This is a genomic window from Pseudomonas zanjanensis (assembly GCF_014268745.2).
GTDB classification, from domain to species: Bacteria; Pseudomonadota; Gammaproteobacteria; order Pseudomonadales; family Pseudomonadaceae; genus Aquipseudomonas; species Aquipseudomonas zanjanensis.
In genome coordinates, this window is the sequence record NZ_JABWRB020000001.1 from 2,173,344 (window position 1) to 2,190,373 (window position 17,030).

Here is a 17,030-nt window from a genome sequence, read left to right on the forward strand (position 1 = left end):
AAAAATTATGATGGCATAATGCCTCGGCAACCGGCAAAATCCACACGTTCCCAACGGATTTGAAGGACCGCTTCCGATGACATGGCCAGTCACGCTGAAACTCGACAACGCAGCCTACCCGCTCAGCGTGGTGCAACGCGCCGCTTATTCCCTGGCCGACACTGTCGCGATCCAGGTCGGTATTGAAGCCCATCAGATAAGCCTCACGGCCCACCCCGCTGAAGCAAGGCTAACGCTTTCCCCGGAGCAGGCTCACTCGCTGATCCTCCAGCATCTGAACGACTTCGCCTTACGCGACCATATCAACCGCGAAACAGCAGGGTTGCGCGAAGTCCTGGCTCGAGCCGCGCTCGCTGGATGTGGGATTTCGCAGTGACACTGATCGCGACAGACGCCAAGCACTACCGCTTGCTGCCTTTTCGATTCATGCGCATGAACACGGGACATGACCGTGACATCCTGCTCACCTCCGATACCGGTGAGTACATGCACGTGACCGACGCGCAATTACGAGCCCTCAGTTACTTCGACGTTCAAGCAAGTACGCCTTTTTACAAGGACCTGCTGGCCCGCCACTTCATCTACGAACCAGGCCGCCACGACCCGTTCCCGGAAATGGCCGCGCAGTATCGCAGCCGCAAGGACTTCCTCTTCCAGGGCCCTGCACTGCACTTGTTCGTGGTTACATTGCGCTGCAACCACACCTGCCAGTACTGCCAGGTGTCGCGGGCCCCTCTGGGAGGATCCGGCCACGACCTGTCGGAAGCGGATGCACAGGCGGCGGTCGATCGCCTGTTCGAATCGAACGCTCCCGCCCTGACTGTGGAGTTTCAGGGTGGCGAGCCGCTTCTAGCCTTCGAGCGCGTCCGCCAGATTGTCGAATGGGTCGTTGACCGGAACGTGGTCGAACAACGGGATATCCAGTTCGTCATCACCACCACGCTGCACCACCTGACGGAGGAAATACTCGACTTCGCAGAACAAAATCGCATCCAGTTTTCGACCTCGCTCGATGGGCCGGCGCCCTTGCACAATGCCAACCGCCCTACCCCGTCACGAGACTCCTACGAACGCACTGTAAAAGGCATCCAGTGGGTCCGTGAGCGCCTTGGCCATGATGCAGTTTCCGCGCTGACCACGCTGACTTCAAGAAGCCTCGAACAACCTGAAGCGATCATCGATGAGTATGTAAACCAGGGCTTCTCCAGCATCTCGCTTCGACCTCTGAGCCCTTATGGGTTTGCCACCAAGAGTGCCCATCGACTTGATTACCCTATTGAGCGATACCTGGCCTTCTACAAGAAGGCACTGGCCTATTTGCTGCATATCAACCAACAGGGCGTATACCTCTCAGAGAGTTATACGAGCCTGTTGCTGAAGAATATCCTGACACCCTTCTCCTCCGGCTATGTAGACCTGCGCTCCCCTGCTGGCGCAGGCACTGCGGCGCTGGTTTACAACTATGACGGTTACGTCTATCCCTCGGACGAAGCCCGAATGTTGCTGGAGATGGGTGAAGACGGCTTGAGGCTCGGCACCGTGCAGCAACCTTTGTCTGAATTACTCGCATCGCCCGTTATGAATGCGTTGCTCGCCAGTGGTGTAGCAGAGGCGCTGCCGGGCTGCTCCGACTGCGCACTTGTCCCGTACTGTGGTGCTGACCCCGTCGAACACTATGCCCGCCAAGCTGACCCGATCGGACACCGAGTGTTCAGCAGCTTCTGCGAGAAGAACATGGGGCTGCTGAAGCATCTTTTCGGCCTGCTTTGCGATGGCGACGACAACGTGCAGAGGGTACTGCTGTCTTGGTTGAACAGGCGCTCTTACAACGATGTCCGGTTTCCGGGTTATAGAGGCTGATGGCGATGCTTCGCAAAGAGACCCACTTCGAAATCCATCAACTGAATGAGCCGAAACTGCTCAAGGTCATCACTCTGGATGAGTTCATCGAACAAGGCCTGGCTGTTTGTGCGGGAAGCGCTGAATTCGGTGACCTGCTGCTTTGGCTGCCAAACGAAGAACGGCTACGGAGCCCGCATCTGCTCTCATTACCAGTGGGAGGATTCCTGATCCCGGAGCCAGTGATCGGCGACTTCGACAGCGCGCGGCCATACCTGCACACCCCCAAAGATGCGGATGTCGTGCAGCCCGGCGATGTCATTGCCATCACACCAGGCAGCGCGTTGGTGCGAGTGCTCTATCGACGAGGCTCAGACAGCAACCTGCTGTTCATGACCGATCGTTGCAACAGCCTCTGCCTGATGTGCTCGCAGCCGCCCAAAGATATCGATGACCGTTGGCACATCGAGGAGAACCTACGGCTGATCGACCTGATGGACTCGGGCGAGGAAAATCTGGGAATCAGCGGCGGAGAACCAACGCTTTATCGCGACGGCCTGCTTGAAATCCTGGCCAAGTGCAAAGCCGTTTTGCCACAGAAATCCATTCATGTACTCAGCAACGGGCGTCTGTTCCACGACCCGAGCTGGATCGCAGCGCTCTCTGCCATCAGCCACCCTCAGTTGAGCTGGGGCATCCCCCTGTATGCCGACAATGCCGAAGACCATGACCATGTGGTGCAGGCTCCTGGCGCGTTCAGCGAAACCCTGCAAGGTCTTTACAACCTGGCGCGCGCCAACCAGATCATCGAGATACGCGTGGTACTCAATCGCCTGACCACGCCACGCTTGCCCGAGCTCGCCCACTACGTGTTCAGGAACCTGCCCTTCGTGCGGCATGTTGCGCTGATGGGTATCGAAAGCACCGGCCTGGCCAGGAAAAACTACGAAGAACTGTGGATTGACCCGCTGGACTATCAAGAGTCGTTGAGCCAGGCCGTGTATTTCCTGTTCAACCGCGGAGTGCCGGTTTCGATCTACAACTTGCCCCTGTGCCTGATCCCGGCCCACCTCTCGCGTTTCGCCCGCCAGAGCATCTCGGACTGGAAGAATCTGTTCATCGATACCTGCCAACAATGCGCTGCCGTCAAACATTGCTCTGGCTTCTTCAAATCCCACACCGACCGCTGGCAGAGCCGCGGCGTACAACTACTATCGACCGAGGCCTTTAGCGCCTATGCAAGGAGTGCACAGTGAAATTGCTCGACCGCTGGAAAGTCCTGATCAGTGGGATCAGCCTGCTGCCAATAGCAGGTACCACCCTGGCACAGGCGGGCCATCTGCCACTCGCCGATGCGAACTGGCAACCCAACGACAAGCTACAGCCCCCGGTATTTGCCGATACGCTCAATGCGCCAAACACCGTCAACATCTATGCGGCGCATCGCTCGCACAGTTCTCACCGGTCCCACAGCTCGCACAGTTCTCACTACAGCGGCTCGGGTGGCTATAGCGCACCTCGCTACTACAGCCCACCCGCTACTAGTACCCGAGGCTACAGCGCGCCGAGTGCTTCGAGCAGCCCTCCAAGCAGCAACAGCCTTTATCAGTCGTCTGGCACTACCAGCGGGACAAGTTCGAGCACTTCTAAGAGCCGCGCGACCAATGAGCAGAAAAGCAACCTGGTCACCCGTGTGCAGACCGCGCTGATGGTGCGCCAGTATTACCAAGGCACCATTGATGGGGTGATGGGTAAAGCAACACGTGGTGCGTTGATGGCCTTTCAGATGGACAGTGGGCTGACCGTGAATGGCCGGATGGATACACCATCGCTGAATGCGTTGGGGATCAAGATTCCATAAGTCGCTTCAGGTTAAAGCTAGCGTCCGTTCAGCAACGGAGGAATTATCCCATGCAGCATATCATTCAGGTCGACAACACTCTCTGGGCATTGACCAGCCGCCTGCAAGGCAAGGAACTGCAAATACCGTCGCGTAGCGCCCGTTTCCGTATCACGACCGTTGATGCAAATCGCTTTGTGATTGAGACCGGATCGGAAGACTCGCAGTTGGCGCTGACTCGAGCAGCTTTCCAGCAAACGTTGGACTACCTCGCTGGTAACAATCATTTAGGACAAGCACAAGCTGTGGAAATCAGCTCCAACCATACGTACGAAAAAGCCGGCCCACTTTGCCAAGCGGCTCGTTACAGAGCCGAAAATAAACCGGGCAGTCTTCGTTATTGAAGCAAAAGTAGAAATTTTCATTTGGGCTGTTGCAGACAGCAAGGGACAGAGTCTTGTCAGACCTAAATTATCAAAAACAGGCGCAGGACTACTATGGTAAGGCCCCCGTCATCATTCTGGGCAGCGGCGCGTCCGCTGCACATGGCGTGTCTGGAATGTGGGCATTGGCGAACCACTTGGTCGAAAATACGGACATTTCAGGATTGAACACTGCCGAGATCGACGCGTGGGCTAAATTCTGTCAGTTGCTGAAGGATAATGTCGACTTGGAGGCAGCCCTGCACCAGGTCGATGCTTCTAACACGCTCACGGCAAGAATCATCAAGTCCACTTGGGCGCTGATAAACTCTGAAGACAGCAAAATCTTTCAGGATAGCCTCCAGAACAATTCGATGTTCCCCCTGAGTCGGCTGCTTGAACATATGTTCATGAGCAGTCTGAAAATTATTAACATCGTGACTACGAATTATGATCGGTTGGCAGAGTACGCCTGCGATCAGGGTCGGATTCACCACTACACCGGGTTCACGCATGGTTATTTCCGCCAGCTTGCAGCTGCGACGGAAATAACCGCTGCGCGCCGCGTAAATATCTGGAAGGTGCATGGATCCCTTGATTGGTTCCAGTCCCCTCTTAACGATACCGTTGCCTTCTCAGTCACTCAGGATGTACCTGATAAATATGAGCCTCAGATCGTAACCCCTGGCAGCCAGAAATATCAGAAAACCCACCTTGAGCCATTCCGTTCCATCATCAACAACGCCGATACGGCCATTAATGAGGCAGGCTCATATCTGTGCATTGGCTACGGTTTCAATGACGAACACATCCAGCCGAAGCTCATGGCGAAATGCCTTCGCCAGAAAGCACCAGTCACAATTATAACCTTTGCGCTTTCCGAGTCTGCCAAAAGACTAATTCTTGAAGGCAAAGCCCAAAACTATCTGGCAATCGAGCGCGGCGCAACAAACGACCAATCAATTGTCTACTCCTCTCTGAGTGATACCCCAGTGACGGTAGAAAGGAATATCTGGAGTCTTGAAGGTTATCTGTCACTCATAATGTAGGAAAACAATATGCCGATCTTTAATTTTAAGGATGAAGAAGCGCTTGGAAAAGTGGCCTCCGTCGATACCGCAACTGTCATGGTGGAAGTGGAGAATGTCCACCAGCTCAAGCGCCTGCAGGTGAACCATCTGGCCGTTCTGCAAAGCAGCAGGATCGGCCAACACCTTATCGGTCTCATTACACAGGTGACACGGAAGCGGGCCATCGGCGATCTCGTAATTGATGGGATCAATGATCAACCTTCTGAGTTGAACCTGTGCCGTATCTCTCTGATTGGCACCATGCTTGACCGCGATGGAGAACGTGAGAATGTTTTTCGCCGTACGCTGGAAAGCGTTCCAGAAATTGATGCCAATTGCTTTTCGCTGGAGGGTGACAATCTTACCGGGTTCATGCGCACACTCTCTAACGTAGCCGCAGGTGGTAACGCCCTGACACTCGGCAAATACACTTTGGATGAGCATGCTGTTGCCTATCTTAACGGCAACAAATTCTTCCAGCGCCATGCATTCATTGGCGGAAGCACCGGCTCCGGAAAGTCTTGGACGACCGCCAAAATCATTGAGCAGATGTCGGGGCTGGCTTCTGCTAACGCGATTGTCTTCGATCTGCATGGCGAATATTTGCCTTTGGTGGGTGCCGGTATTCAGCACTTCAAAGTGGCGGGCCCCGCAGACGTTGAGGCTGGACGCACCCTTGATAAAGGTGTGCTTTACCTACCGTATTGGCTACTGTCGTACGAAGCGCTCGTTTCCATGTTTGTCGACCGGAGCGACCAAAACGCGCCTAACCAGGCCATGATCATGGCGCGTGAAATTAACCAGGCGAAAAGAAAGTACCTTGAGGACAACGACCAAACAGATGTGCTGAAACACTTCACAGTGGACAGCCCGGTTCCATTCGATCTCGATTTCCTGATGGGCAGACTGAATGAGATCAACATCGAGATGGTCCCTGGCGCTAAGGCTGGCAGTGAAAAGCAGGGCGATTTCTTTGGCAAGCTTGCTCGAATGATCTCTCGGCTTGAAAACAAGATCTCCGATAGACGCTTGGGCTTTATGTTCAACGGCGGTGGAGACGTTCTGGATTTCACCTGGCTTGAAAAATTCGCCAGCGCCGTGCTCGGCAGCACTGGTGAGAACGGTAAGGCTGGCATTAAGATTATCGACTTCTCGGAGGTGCCGTCGGACGTTCTGCCGCTGATCGTATCCCTTGTTGCGCGGGTCACGTTCTCCGTTCAGCAGTGGACTCCTTCTGAGATGCGTCATCCTATTGCGCTCCTTTGTGACGAAGCGCATCTCTACATGCCGCAACGCAACATGGCCGATTCTGCCGATGATATCTCCCTGGATATCTTTGAACGTATCGCCAAGGAAGGTCGAAAATACGGTGTTAGCCTGGTGGTGATCAGCCAGCGCCCGTCTGAAGTTAACAAGACGATGCTCAGTCAGTGCAGTAACTTCGTCTCAATGAGGCTGACGAACGCAGAAGACCAAAGTGTTATCAAGCGTCTGCTTCCTGACAGCCTTGGCGGCTTCAGCGACATTCTTCCGACTCTTGATACGGGTGAAGCCCTGGTCGTAGGTGATGCTAGCTTGTTACCGAGCAGGATCAGGATCGACGAGCCCGCAAACAAACCTAATAGCGGTACGGTAAATTTCTGGGACGAATGGCAAAAAAATGCCAAAGATAACCGCCTCTCGACTGCTGTCGAAAACTGGCGCCAGCAGAACATCCAGTAATAAATAAAACCTCAAGGAGCATCTGCCCCTTGAGGTTTTATTGTTCGAGCTGAGTATGCTTCTTCCTGCACAGGAAGGATATAGATTTTAGCCCCCCAGTATTCATCCAAGGCTTTGAAATACTGCCAACGCCAGAATCTCTGCCTAACCGCTCTTGGCTATGTCGTTTCAGAAATAGACTATAACTTACTAGCTGAAGGTTGGCCAAAGTTCCCCCTTATGAGCCAGACAAAAAACCAAATATTAAAAAATATTGAGAATGCAATCTTTCGACTCCAAGACCGCGACTTCATATTATTTTCACCAACAAACGAAATCGAGGAGGTTGCAGCCTTACCTCCAGCAATAAAACAAATCACACAGAATAGAAAATATTTTAAATGCGTATGTTCTTTTGAGCGCGTAACATTCTCCACTTCAGAGTTAAGTTTGCCGTATAACCTCCTCAGCCTTTCAGTTTGTCCAGACGTCGGAATGAGTACCTTATCGCCAAGCTCCTGGCTATTTATCAGAAGCTCCACAGGCGTTTCCTGACAAATCTTCGAGCCATCGCGATGCGAACAGACGCTTGAATTCAAACGTTCAATATCATCCTTGCTAGGAATATTCGCCAACCAAGAGTCACCGTATCGTCTAAATTCAGGTTCCGATTGCGTTATCTCAGGAGGCAATGTATTAAAAATACTCCGCGCCCTTTCGCAAATATTTTTTTCTTGCATAGCAAGCGCCAAGTTAGCCTCACAAAGCGAATTCAAAACCGTATATCTGTCATTATAGAAATCTAGATACTTACCAATGATTGCATTGGTTCGAACTTTGCTTTCCTCATGAGATTTCGCCTGTGAATCCACAACCAGATACATACACCCTACAAGTGTTAAGAGACACCATAAATGATCGTAAGCGTGTTTGAATTTTTGGCTTTTAAAAACATTTGCCACCATCATAATAGCGGCCCACCCCCACATAAATGCAATTAGAAAGCTTGTACCATTACTCCAAAACCCTCCAATATAACCCGCCCCCAAATGAAACTCATTCGGAATGAAAAGAACCAGCGACATAGATATACCCAGCAACGACAAAACGCCTGGTAGGAGTACGATTGCGAGCATGGCTATTCCCGCCTTTTTCCCGAGAATAAATCCACCTCTAACAAGCATGAGCGCGAGAGGAGCAAGCAATACAAACAACAGCCCTGCGATTATTTTCACTCCCGCGACCGGACTTAAATTAAGTATGGGTAGCGGGAAATCTGGGTCATGGATATTATTCAATAAGCCAAATAGACCAATACCCTCAAGATTTTGAGATATGCCGTATGCCGCTATGTATGCGAAGAAAAAATACGGCTTAAAAAATATGAATATCAGCTGCACTATTTTCCACCAGTGAAAACCAAAGAATTTTAGCCAACAGTATAATTCCAATCACGAGCAAAGCGCACGCAGCCTCATCAAGCCAAAAGCAACAAACATCCTTGTATCGATTCATATAAAGATCAGCGGCGATTCGCAAAGCCAATGGGTCGATGCAAATTACTCAATTTCTGCGTCCGCTCATCACATCTTAGTCTTCCCGATCAGATGGGTTTGAGGTTCATCTTGGCTTCAAAGATCAGCAGATCGCTTTCCTCGTTGTTGATCATCATGTTGACTAGGCGAGGGCTCACTTCGATCTCGCCGCCGAGCGTCGCACGCACAGTTTCGGGGTACCGTTCGAGCATCAGATCCGCCAGGCCATGGCTGTAGCCATCGCGGATGAGCTTGATCTTGGTGTCATCCGCAGTACCGTATTTGATGAGTTTGTAGAACCCTGGATCCAGGGCACCTACCCCATTCAGCACCTCGACGAACTTGAAGATCTTGTTGTCGAAGAAATCGTCCTCGTCCTTGAGACGGACGATTGCCAGGTTAATACGCTCGCCGTCATCCTTTTGGGAGATCCTTACCCAGTTCTCGTACTTGCTGTCGCGATATTTGGTATCACCCCATTTACCCACGAACACGTGATCGCTATGGCTAGTCTCGACCAGCTTTTTCCAGTACGCGAGCGTCTGTCGGATCGTCTGCTTGACGCTGAGTTTCTTAAGCTTCCAATCCAGGATCATGGCGTAGAAATTCCGGGCAGGCTCTTGCTTGAGACGCACCAGGTCGCTGTACTCTCGGCTGTTGTCGAAGTGATCGACGAACGATTTGGAGATTGCAAGCATCAGCCTGTCAACGGTGTTGATGACGCCGTTCGCCTCGATGCCTCGCCTAATCTTCCGCTCAATAGCCTCCTCCTCTGAGAACACGTCAATTTCACTGACACTGTTCGCGATGAGGAGCTTGCCCACCTGAGTGGTAACGTACCGACACTCCCGATCTTTAACCACGCCAGGATGCAGATTCTCAAGACGAGCCACGGCGTCGTCGTAGAGAACCGACACCTTCCCATCGATGATCTTGGTGGCTTCAAGCAGAACGTTGCTGACAGTGTCCTTGACCACCTTTGAGACGTTGACGGATTTATCGTAGAAAGTCTCAAGCGCTGCATTGTCGCGTGTGTAGCCATTTACGCCCAACAGGTAGACGCTGGACTCCAGCTTTCTCAACGCAGCCTTAGCTCCAGGCGCGAAGACCTCACTGAACCGGTTGACGCGTCCGACCAGGTTCTTGAATTGAGATGGCGTCAGCTTTTGCTTCCCTTTGAAAAAATCAAAGACGAAGAGTCGTTCGATCGGTAGGTTCACCCCTTCCAGAAGCGTGGAGTTGCAGACAAGAAACCTCATCTGCTTGGAGCTGCTGAACAGGCTTTCCAAGTAAAGACGGATGGTGTCAGGGATCGAACCATGGTGGTACATAACCCCTTTGCGCAAGCAGCCGATCAGTTTGTAGCGTCGGTCAAAAAGCTCTCCTAGGTCGGCACAGGCCGTCTGGATCAGCGGACAATCTACGGGCGGCAGCACGGCTGCCAGTTCAACCGCAAATGACTCAATGCTTTTCTTCCTGTTGCCGTAAACGATGTTTTTGGACAGTGCTTCGCCCTTGATGAGCTCGAAGCAGTTGGCATACCTCCGATCGAACTCCATCCAGTCATTCAGGAAATGGTCATAGAGCTTGAGCTTCGTCTGGCCCCTCCCAGCCCTAAAATCCCTGATGTAGAAGCGCTCAGACTTGATGTACTCGTCGATCTTGAATCCGCTCGGGATCATGTCCAGGAAGCGCACACGGACGTTGAGTTCATCGCATAGGAAGGGAGTCAGGAACTTGAATGATGTTTCCGGATTACGAGCCCCCAGGATGCACAGCATGGCAGCCAGTAACTCACTTCTGCGGTCGCTCTGCAGCAGGTTGTGGGCCTCGTCGATGAAGACCATATCGAAGCTCAGCCCGGCGTTCTCGTTCAAGAGCCTGTTGAGCCGCTCCTGGGTCAGGACAAATGCCCTGTTCTTTCGCTCAACCGAATACATCTCGGGGTGGGTCACCACCTTGCCCAACCCCTCAATGTCCGCGTAGATCAACCGCTTTTTCGTCTGGGCCAGCAGAGCCTTAGAGGGCACGAGGATCAGGATCCGCTGCCCTGGATTTTCCCTCACCGATTGGATGATGAGCTCAGATTTACCGTAACTGGTCGGAGCAACCACGACTGACGACTTACGGTACTCCGACTGAACAAATGTCCGCAGGGCATCCTGTTGCTCAGTCAGCACGATGCCTTGATCACGGAAGGTATCGATGTAGCTGCCCACGATGTTTCGGATGAACGACTCGCTGCGGTGATCATCCTCGGAAAAGTAGCTGCTGATTACTGCTGAGACAGGGTGCAGACCACTGTTGAGTGCTACATCGTACAGCGCCTGGTACTGACCCGAAGCGTTACCGTAAAACAGGATAATGCGGTAGCCGAGACGCCGAATTTCGAGGGTCTTGTGGTTAAGGAGCAGCACGGCGATCGCCAAAAGTTTCACAATCTCTGTGTTACCCAGTTCGTCTCCCTTAAGGAGTTGGAAATACAGATCCTTGAACTTGGTGTTGCCCAGTTTCCTGATAGTCAGCTCTTCCATGCTACTGCTGCGCCTCCTGCCTCAAAAACTCTTCCAGCTTTTCCATGGTGCCTTTGTGGAGGGACAGCACCCACACCGTTTTGAACACAGCTTCAGCTACCAGCTTGGTGGTGAAATTTGACACGGTATTTTCGGCGATAGCCTGGGACACTTCGCTGAACAGGGCAGAGACCAGAAACACATTGTTGTCCGAAGCACTCGCCCCGTCTTCTTCAGCCAAATCACCTTCCATCTCCAAGATCTCAATAACCGAGTCCCGGTAATTAGCTTTGTTGTGGATCGCATTTTTCGCGGCATTGATCGCGTTAAGCCAGTGATTGAGCTCCGGCTCAGCCAAACGCCTCTTGAGGTCATCCCGAGCCGAACGCAATTGCGCACTTGTGGCCGAGCAAGACGTCTTGTCCGCCCCTCTGCCGCCCGACTTGACCTCGGTGATCCAGACGTTGTTGGTTGAGGTCTCGTATAGGAGAAGATCGAAGCCCTTCCGGATACTCTTCTCTTCCATATTAAAGAACGGGGAGACCACATCGAAGTTGGGGAAGAGCTTCAGAATGATGACGTGAGACAGGAGCTCACCCAGCATACCGATCCGGGTTTCCCAAGTTTTCTTGGAATAGCGCTCGTTCCAGAAGTGCTTAATCGTCGCAGGGTATTTGTAGATCGCCCTGTCCTTGCTGGCCTGATCAGCACCATGGCAGATACGGGTGAGGTTTTCCCTCAGCGCGAGCTTAAGCTCATTGGAAAAATTCTCGACACAACACAGGGCATACTGGTCTACCTGCTTGAAGCTCACGCCATCCATAACACTTCCTACAAACACTAAACCGCAGAATCCTCTTGCGGTTGCTGCGCGCGATCAATGATCCCGCCCTGATTAAGGGTAGGCACCAGCTGAGCAGCCGTGCGCGCGAGTGAAATCTAGTCAGGGATGACCGATAGCAGCACTGTGCCAGCGTTACCGCAAGTTAGCGTGATTGACGGGACCGGTAAACAAGATCGGAGACTATTTTTGGTGCAAATCGTCGGAGTTTGCGTAACAGCTGTATAAATATCCAATCCTTCGTAGGTCAATCAGCGTCGGACTGAAAGATACGCAGCACTGTAGACAGCCCCATCCAAGGCCGCTGGTCATTCCCGACTGAGAGGTAGGCAGCGTGAGCCACTCCCCCGCACTTATGAACTACTGAAAGCCATCTGAATCCATCTGGCTCTGTGGGAAATCGTCACTCGCGAACCTGATGCACTGGGGGCAAAATTGGGGGCACATTTGAATTTTTTCCGCCTGAAAATACCGTCCTAGAGCCCAGTCAAAATGTTTTTTGTCGATCCCGATAGCCTGTAATAAAGTTCCACTTTACTCGCCCAGAATGTTCTTCAACGCAGCGGTATGGCCGGCCGGGTCGTTTACGCTGGACATCACTTCGATGATGGTGATCTTCTGATCGTTCATCGTCATCAACGAGGCCATCAGTAGTTGCAGGCCGTTGAAATCGTCGGTGCCGTCCAGGCGGTGCATCTTCAAGCCGTTCACCTGAAGGATCTTCTCGCTAGTCATGCGAAAGTTGGGTGACGCGGCCTGCTGCTTTTCCTTCACGGTATCCACGGCAAGGCGAAACGCAGCGTCCGGGGTAGTCCCCGCAGTCGGCGCCGGACCTTCGGTAACGATGATAGCCCGCTCGCTTTTCGGATCGAAGTACATCGTGCCGCCGTTCTCGCTGTTCAAGATACGGGCCTCGACGCCGTTGAGCACGAACTTCAGCTTGCCGCCTGCCAGGGACACCGATTGCGTGTCCGATGCCGCCGTAGCGGTTTGTTCAGGCGAGGCAGCAACTGCCAGGGTGGCCGCGCCGCTCAAGGCAGCAAGCACGCACAAGGAACGGGTCCAGCCCAACAGCAAATGCTTCGACATTCAGAGCGCCTTTGTTTTCAGGCCGTCGAATACCGACGGCCTGTCGTGCGAACAGCCTAGCTTACTTGCCTGCTCACTTGCCCAGGATTATCTGTCGACTATTTAGCCCCAGGCCCCATCAACGAGCTCTCGATCTGGACGCCAGGCATCATTCGCTGCAAACCTTCGATCAGTTTGTCCCCCGCTTCCGTCAAGGCTTCAAGCGGCATCGCCGGCAAACTTTCCAGAATGAACCACATGCACTTCGCATCCGCATCGAGACGGGTCCTGACACCTTGCCGCCAGTTCCAGCGACGGCAGGTCACGCCTTTGTCGTCGCGCCAGACCACTTCGCCGGCGTCTGGATACTCGACAGCAGGAACCCCTTCTTTCAGGGTGTCAAAGGGCTCGGTGCCATCGGCGACTACCAACCGTGGGGAGCCCACATAAGCTTCGATGTTTTCCCCGCCAACAGGGATGGCGTACTCAAGACTGATGGCGTTGTAGAGATCGACGATGGGATCCAGGCTAGGCAAGCTGCCGTCGCGCAACACCCGTTTACGCAACGCCTCGGCAGAACAAGGCGTGCGCTGCGGCTTGGCTCCAAACTTTCGGAATGTATCGGCCCACGCTGCCAAATGTGCTTCGCCCCAGCCTGGCCCACCCTCCCGCACTGCCTTGCAAGCCCGGTCCAACGCGGCCTGAGCAACCTCAGGATGGGTCAGCGGCGCCGCTTGCACCACAATGCTCAGAGCCCTGAACCCCGGGACCAGCTCTGCAACGGCTCGATCGATTAACGGCAGGACGGACAGCATTAAAAACCTCCAGGAATCCAAATGTCATTTCATGCTATCCAGCGCCGACCAGCAAAGTCAATATAATGACCAGTATCACCCACTATAACGAATGGGTCGATTGACGGGCCTATCCGTATAGACCGAGAATCCCGGCACATTTTCTTCTCAGCATGACCCTCATCAATGACCATGAATACCAGCCTGTCGACGACCCCGGGTGCTGACGCTCAAGCCGTCAGCCTGGCTGTCGCGCGCACACTCAAACAGGCACGCAAGGCACAGAAGATCACCTTGGATGAGCTTTCCCGGCGTTCAGGGGTGAGCAAAGGAATGGTCGTCGAAATTGAAAAATGTACGGCGAACCCCAGCATTGGCATCCTATGCAAAATCGCAGCCGCGCTGGGTTTGTCCGTTGCAGACATCGTCAATGTGACCGAAGCCCCCTCTGCCCATATCATCGACAGCCAGGACATCCCCACGCTCTGGACCGGGGACCAGGGAGGGACGGCGCGACTTCTGGCAGGAACGTCCGGCCCCAATATGATCGAGCTGTGGCGCTGGGAAATGCATCCAGGCGAGGCCTTCGCGTCACCTGGGCACCCTCAAGGCACGCTTGAACTTTTTCATGTGGAGAAAGGCACGCTCAAATGCGTGGTAGGGGAAACGGAGTTGGTCATCCCTGCGGGGAGCTCGGCAGTGGCCAAGACCGATGTTCCCCATTCCTACTCCAACGCTGGCAAATCCAAGTTGGTATTCACCATGTCCGTGACGGAGATGCATCAGTAAGTGCTCACCGGAGCTTGCGCCATCGATACGGTGCAGGCGCCTAGAGCTTATGGCTCCCCAACACCCAATACCGCTGCGGCTCCACCTTGCGCAGTCGCGCCGCCAGGAACACACCCACCAGCAACGCCGCCGGAATGATCGCGCAGAGGCCATATGACAAAGCCTTGCTCGCACCCGTCAGCACATCGAAATGCACCACCGCGATAAACAGGACCGCCAACAGGGCCACGCAAGAGAAACCAGGAAAAATCCGCCCACGCCATATTCCCAGGTTGAGTTCGGGGTGGCGCTGGGCAAAGACCCAGACCGCGGCGGAAGTCAGCGCCATCAGCAGAATCACACACAACGTCGCCAGGTTGGACAGCCAGGCGAACAGTTGCAGGATCGGGTCGGCATCCATGGCGGCGAAAATCAGTACCACCACGGCGGAGATCAAGCTCTGCAACGCCGAGCCCATGTGCGGGCTCTGGTGGACGCGGTGGGTAGTGCCCAAGCGGCTGGGCAGCAAACCGTCACGTCCGATGGCGTAGAAGTAACGGGCCGCGGCGTTGTGGAACGCCAGCAGCCCGGCGTAGATGCTGACCATGAACAGCACGCGGATGACCTGGGTCAGCTGCGGACCGACAAAATGATCGGACATGCCATAGATAAACGTCGTCGGGTCCTGCAAGGCCTGGAGCGTGGACACGATCTTGTCCGCCCCAACACCGATGACCATCGACCAGACCGACAGCGCGTAGAAACCACCGATCAGCAATACCGAACAATAGGTGGCAATCGGGATCGTCCGTTCCGGGTTCTTGGCTTCTTCGCCGTAGATGGTGGTGGCCTCGAAGCCGATGAACGCCGCGAAGCAGAACAGCAAGCCGATGGACGGCGTACCGCTGAACACGTGACTGCGATCGAACGCGTCGAGGTTGATGCCGCTGTCGCCACCGGTCCTCAGGATCGCAAAATCCAGGAGCAGGATCGCCAGGTATTCGGCGATCACGATCACCGACAGCACCCGGGCCGACAGGTCGATCTTGCGATAGCCAAGAATCGCGATGCTCGCCATCGCCAGGAGTGAATAGGTCCACCATGGCAAATCCAGGCCAAAGACGCTGGCCATCGTGCCGCTGACCACGCCGCCGAACATGCCGTACAGGCCGACCTGGAGAATGTTGTAGGCAAACATCGCCAACACTCCCGCTGCGCCACCGGCCAAGCCACCCAAACCGCGGGAGGTGAACGCGTAGAAACCGCCGGCGTTGGTCACATGCCGGGACATGGTGGTATAGCCCACCGAAAATGCCAGCAACACCAGCAAGGCCAGGATCAGCAACGCCGGTGTGCCGGCGCCGTTGCCCAGCATGATGCCAATGGGGAAGCCGCCGGCGATGACACTCAAGGGGCTCGCCGCCGACACCACGAAGAAGATGATGAAGCCGACACCCAAGGCCCCACGCTTGAGCTCCGTGGAGCTATTGACCGGGAGAGGTACACTCATGTTTTCTTGACCTTATTGTATGAGGCAGGCGCTGTAGGATCGGTGCAGTCAAATGCTCACCGTCACCCAATCGCGTTATTGTTCTTGTTGCACGCTGGATTCGATCCTATGCCTCTCCCTGAACGCCCCATTAGCCCAAATCGGTCATCGCTGCGCTCGCCTCAAAAAAGCCTGGCGTGGGGCTAATGCCAGTTAGTCAAGTGGATACCACAGGCAAACACACAAACCGTGGCGAGGGAGCTTGCTCCCGCTGGGCTGCGTAGCAGCCCCAGAAACAGGGACGCTTCGCGACCCAGCGGGAGCAAGCTCCCTCGCCACAGGGTTATTGCCCGGCTTTGTTTCGCTTAACTGACAAGCATCAGGACGTGTGCCCCCCTCTCAATTCACTGCAAGGCAATACGCGCCGTCAGTTGCGACGCCGCGCCGGTGACTAGGTCGCACAGGTAGCCCTGCTGAAACGCTCGGAACCGCTCGCTGCGCCCCACCAGGGTCATGCTCCCGAGGACTCGGCGTTTTTCGTCGAAGATCGGTGCCGCGACGCCACTGCGTCCCGGGTGCAGCTCGCTTTCGCTGATGCAATAGCCCTGTTTGCGGATGGCGAGCAGCCCCTTGGTGAACGGCTTCCACTCCAGTTCCTGATGCAGCACTTGCGCGGGATTGGCGTGGAAGTCGTAGATGCGGCGAATCTGGCGCGGCAGCAGATAGGCCAATACGACCCGAGCGGTCGCGCTGTGAAAAAGATCGATCGGCCGCCCTCGGTCGCCCCCCTCCGGGCCAGCGTCGGAGCCCCGCTGGATCAGCACATTGACCACCGAGTCGCCATGCCATTCGCTGACCAGCGCATCCAGGCCGGTGTCGGCCACCAGTTTGTCGACCAGGCCCCGGCTGCAGGCCAGCAATGGATCGTAGTGGGTCATCTGATGCTCCAGCGTGACGATACGTGGGCCGAGCGCATAGCCCCGCGGTAATCGCTTCAAGAAACCCGCGTCGCCGAGTTCGCGTAGATAACGATAGGCGGTGGCAGGCGTGTAGCCGAGCTCCCGGCAAATGACGTCCACATCGATGACCGGCCGTTCAGGGCGAAACAAGTCGAAGACCCTGAGCAGGCGGCGAAGGCTATTCATCTTTT

Annotated in this window: 15 protein-coding genes; 8 read left to right on the forward strand and 7 right to left on the reverse strand. The window is 54.5% G+C overall.

Annotation, left to right across the window (positions count from 1 at the left end):
• Nucleotides 1–76: 76 nt before the first annotated feature.
• From hxsD to HU715_RS09085, 7 genes are read left to right on the forward strand one after another with little or no spacing between them, the layout of a single operon-like run.
• Entirely contained in the window at nucleotides 77–376 is a 300-nt protein-coding gene (gene hxsD, locus HU715_RS09055) for a His-Xaa-Ser system protein HxsD (RefSeq protein ID WP_186706749.1), read from the forward strand.
• Nucleotides 373–1,860: a His-Xaa-Ser system radical SAM maturase HxsB gene (gene hxsB, locus HU715_RS09060; RefSeq protein ID WP_186706748.1), complete on the forward strand. Its 1,488-nt coding sequence runs from the start codon at nucleotides 373–375 to the stop codon at nucleotides 1,858–1,860. The genes hxsD and hxsB overlap by 4 nt, the downstream gene beginning before the upstream one ends.
• Entirely contained in the window at nucleotides 1,860–3,095 is a 1,236-nt protein-coding gene (gene hxsC / locus HU715_RS09065) for a His-Xaa-Ser system radical SAM maturase HxsC (RefSeq protein ID WP_186706747.1), read from the forward strand. The genes hxsB and hxsC overlap by 1 nt, the downstream gene beginning before the upstream one ends.
• Nucleotides 3,092–3,700 (forward strand): His-Xaa-Ser repeat protein HxsA, encoded by a 609-nt coding sequence (gene hxsA, locus HU715_RS09070; protein WP_073844756.1) that lies wholly within the window; start codon nucleotides 3,092–3,094, stop codon nucleotides 3,698–3,700. The genes hxsC and hxsA overlap by 4 nt, the downstream gene beginning before the upstream one ends.
• 50 nt (nucleotides 3,701–3,750) lie before the next feature.
• Nucleotides 3,751–4,083, forward strand: coding sequence for a hypothetical protein (locus tag HU715_RS09075; protein ID WP_186706746.1), 333 nt, complete (start codon nucleotides 3,751–3,753; stop codon nucleotides 4,081–4,083).
• A 53-nt stretch (nucleotides 4,084–4,136) separates the two neighbouring features.
• Entirely contained in the window at nucleotides 4,137–5,150 is a 1,014-nt protein-coding gene (locus tag HU715_RS09080) for an SIR2 family protein (RefSeq protein WP_053119396.1), read from the forward strand.
• A 9-nt stretch (nucleotides 5,151–5,159) separates the two neighbouring features.
• A complete protein-coding gene (locus HU715_RS09085; protein WP_186706745.1) occupies nucleotides 5,160–6,893 on the forward strand; it encodes an ATP-binding protein in 1,734 nt (577 codons plus the stop codon).
• A 179-nt stretch (nucleotides 6,894–7,072) separates the two neighbouring features.
• Here HU715_RS09085 and HU715_RS09090 read toward each other — a convergent pair whose 3' ends face one another.
• The 5 genes from HU715_RS09090 to HU715_RS09110 form a co-directional block, all read right to left on the reverse strand.
• Nucleotides 7,073–8,272 (reverse strand): hypothetical protein, encoded by a 1,200-nt coding sequence (locus tag HU715_RS09090; RefSeq protein WP_186706744.1) that lies wholly within the window; start codon nucleotides 8,270–8,272, stop codon nucleotides 7,073–7,075.
• 203 nt (nucleotides 8,273–8,475) lie between these two features.
• Complete coding sequence (locus tag HU715_RS09095) at nucleotides 8,476–10,941, reverse strand: DEAD/DEAH box helicase (RefSeq protein ID WP_186706743.1); 2,466 nt, start codon at nucleotides 10,939–10,941, stop codon at nucleotides 8,476–8,478.
• 1 nt (nucleotide 10,942) lies between these two features.
• Complete coding sequence (locus HU715_RS09100; protein ID WP_186706742.1) at nucleotides 10,943–11,743, reverse strand: Hachiman antiphage defense system protein HamA; 801 nt, start codon at nucleotides 11,741–11,743, stop codon at nucleotides 10,943–10,945.
• Nucleotides 11,744–12,295: 552 nt separating this feature from the next.
• Nucleotides 12,296–12,850 carry a DcrB/PsbP domain-containing protein gene (locus tag HU715_RS09105; protein ID WP_186706741.1) on the reverse strand — a complete coding sequence of 185 codons (555 nt, stop codon included), beginning with the start codon at nucleotides 12,848–12,850 and terminating at the stop codon, nucleotides 12,296–12,298.
• Between the two features lie 98 nt (nucleotides 12,851–12,948).
• Nucleotides 12,949–13,644, reverse strand: coding sequence for a B3/B4 domain-containing protein (locus tag HU715_RS09110; protein WP_186706740.1), 696 nt, complete (start codon nucleotides 13,642–13,644; stop codon nucleotides 12,949–12,951).
• A gap of 165 nt (nucleotides 13,645–13,809) precedes the next feature.
• Here HU715_RS09110 and HU715_RS09115 point away from each other — a divergent pair, with 165 nt between their 5' ends.
• Nucleotides 13,810–14,412, forward strand: a complete 603-nt coding sequence (locus tag HU715_RS09115; RefSeq protein WP_186706739.1) for an XRE family transcriptional regulator — start codon at nucleotides 13,810–13,812, stop codon at nucleotides 14,410–14,412.
• A 40-nt stretch (nucleotides 14,413–14,452) separates the two neighbouring features.
• On the opposite strand, the gene HU715_RS09120 is transcribed toward HU715_RS09115, so the two are convergent.
• A complete protein-coding gene (locus tag HU715_RS09120; protein WP_186706738.1) occupies nucleotides 14,453–15,901 on the reverse strand; it encodes an APC family permease in 1,449 nt (482 codons plus the stop codon).
• A 383-nt stretch (nucleotides 15,902–16,284) separates the two neighbouring features.
• Nucleotides 16,285–17,025, reverse strand: a complete 741-nt coding sequence (locus HU715_RS09125) for an IclR family transcriptional regulator (protein WP_186706737.1) — start codon at nucleotides 17,023–17,025, stop codon at nucleotides 16,285–16,287.
• Nucleotides 17,026–17,030: the final 5 nt, after the last annotated feature.

What these genes read in the sequence shown, in the direction of transcription:
- hxsD (WP_186706749.1), top strand. Translation starts at nt 77, where the DNA reads ATGACATGGCCAGTCACGCTGAAACTCGACAACGCAGCCTACCCGCTC.
- hxsC (WP_186706747.1), top strand. Translation starts at nt 1,860, where the DNA reads ATGGCGATGCTTCGCAAAGAGACCCACTTCGAAATCCATCAACTGAAT.
- HU715_RS09075 (WP_186706746.1), top strand. Translation starts at nt 3,751, where the DNA reads ATGCAGCATATCATTCAGGTCGACAACACTCTCTGGGCATTGACCAGC.
- HU715_RS09085 (WP_186706745.1), top strand. Translation starts at nt 5,160, where the DNA reads ATGCCGATCTTTAATTTTAAGGATGAAGAAGCGCTTGGAAAAGTGGCC.
- HU715_RS09095 (WP_186706743.1), bottom strand. Translation starts at nt 10,941, where the DNA reads ATGGAAGAGCTGACTATCAGGAAACTGGGCAACACCAAGTTCAAGGAT.
- HU715_RS09100 (WP_186706742.1), bottom strand. Translation starts at nt 11,743, where the DNA reads ATGGATGGCGTGAGCTTCAAGCAGGTAGACCAGTATGCCCTGTGTTGT.
- HU715_RS09105 (WP_186706741.1), bottom strand. Translation starts at nt 12,850, where the DNA reads ATGTCGAAGCATTTGCTGTTGGGCTGGACCCGTTCCTTGTGCGTGCTT.
- HU715_RS09110 (WP_186706740.1), bottom strand. Translation starts at nt 13,644, where the DNA reads ATGCTGTCCGTCCTGCCGTTAATCGATCGAGCCGTTGCAGAGCTGGTC.
- HU715_RS09115 (WP_186706739.1), top strand. Translation starts at nt 13,810, where the DNA reads ATGACCATGAATACCAGCCTGTCGACGACCCCGGGTGCTGACGCTCAA.
- HU715_RS09120 (WP_186706738.1), bottom strand. Translation starts at nt 15,901, where the DNA reads ATGAGTGTACCTCTCCCGGTCAATAGCTCCACGGAGCTCAAGCGTGGG.
- HU715_RS09125 (WP_186706737.1), bottom strand. Translation starts at nt 17,025, where the DNA reads ATGAATAGCCTTCGCCGCCTGCTCAGGGTCTTCGACTTGTTTCGCCCT.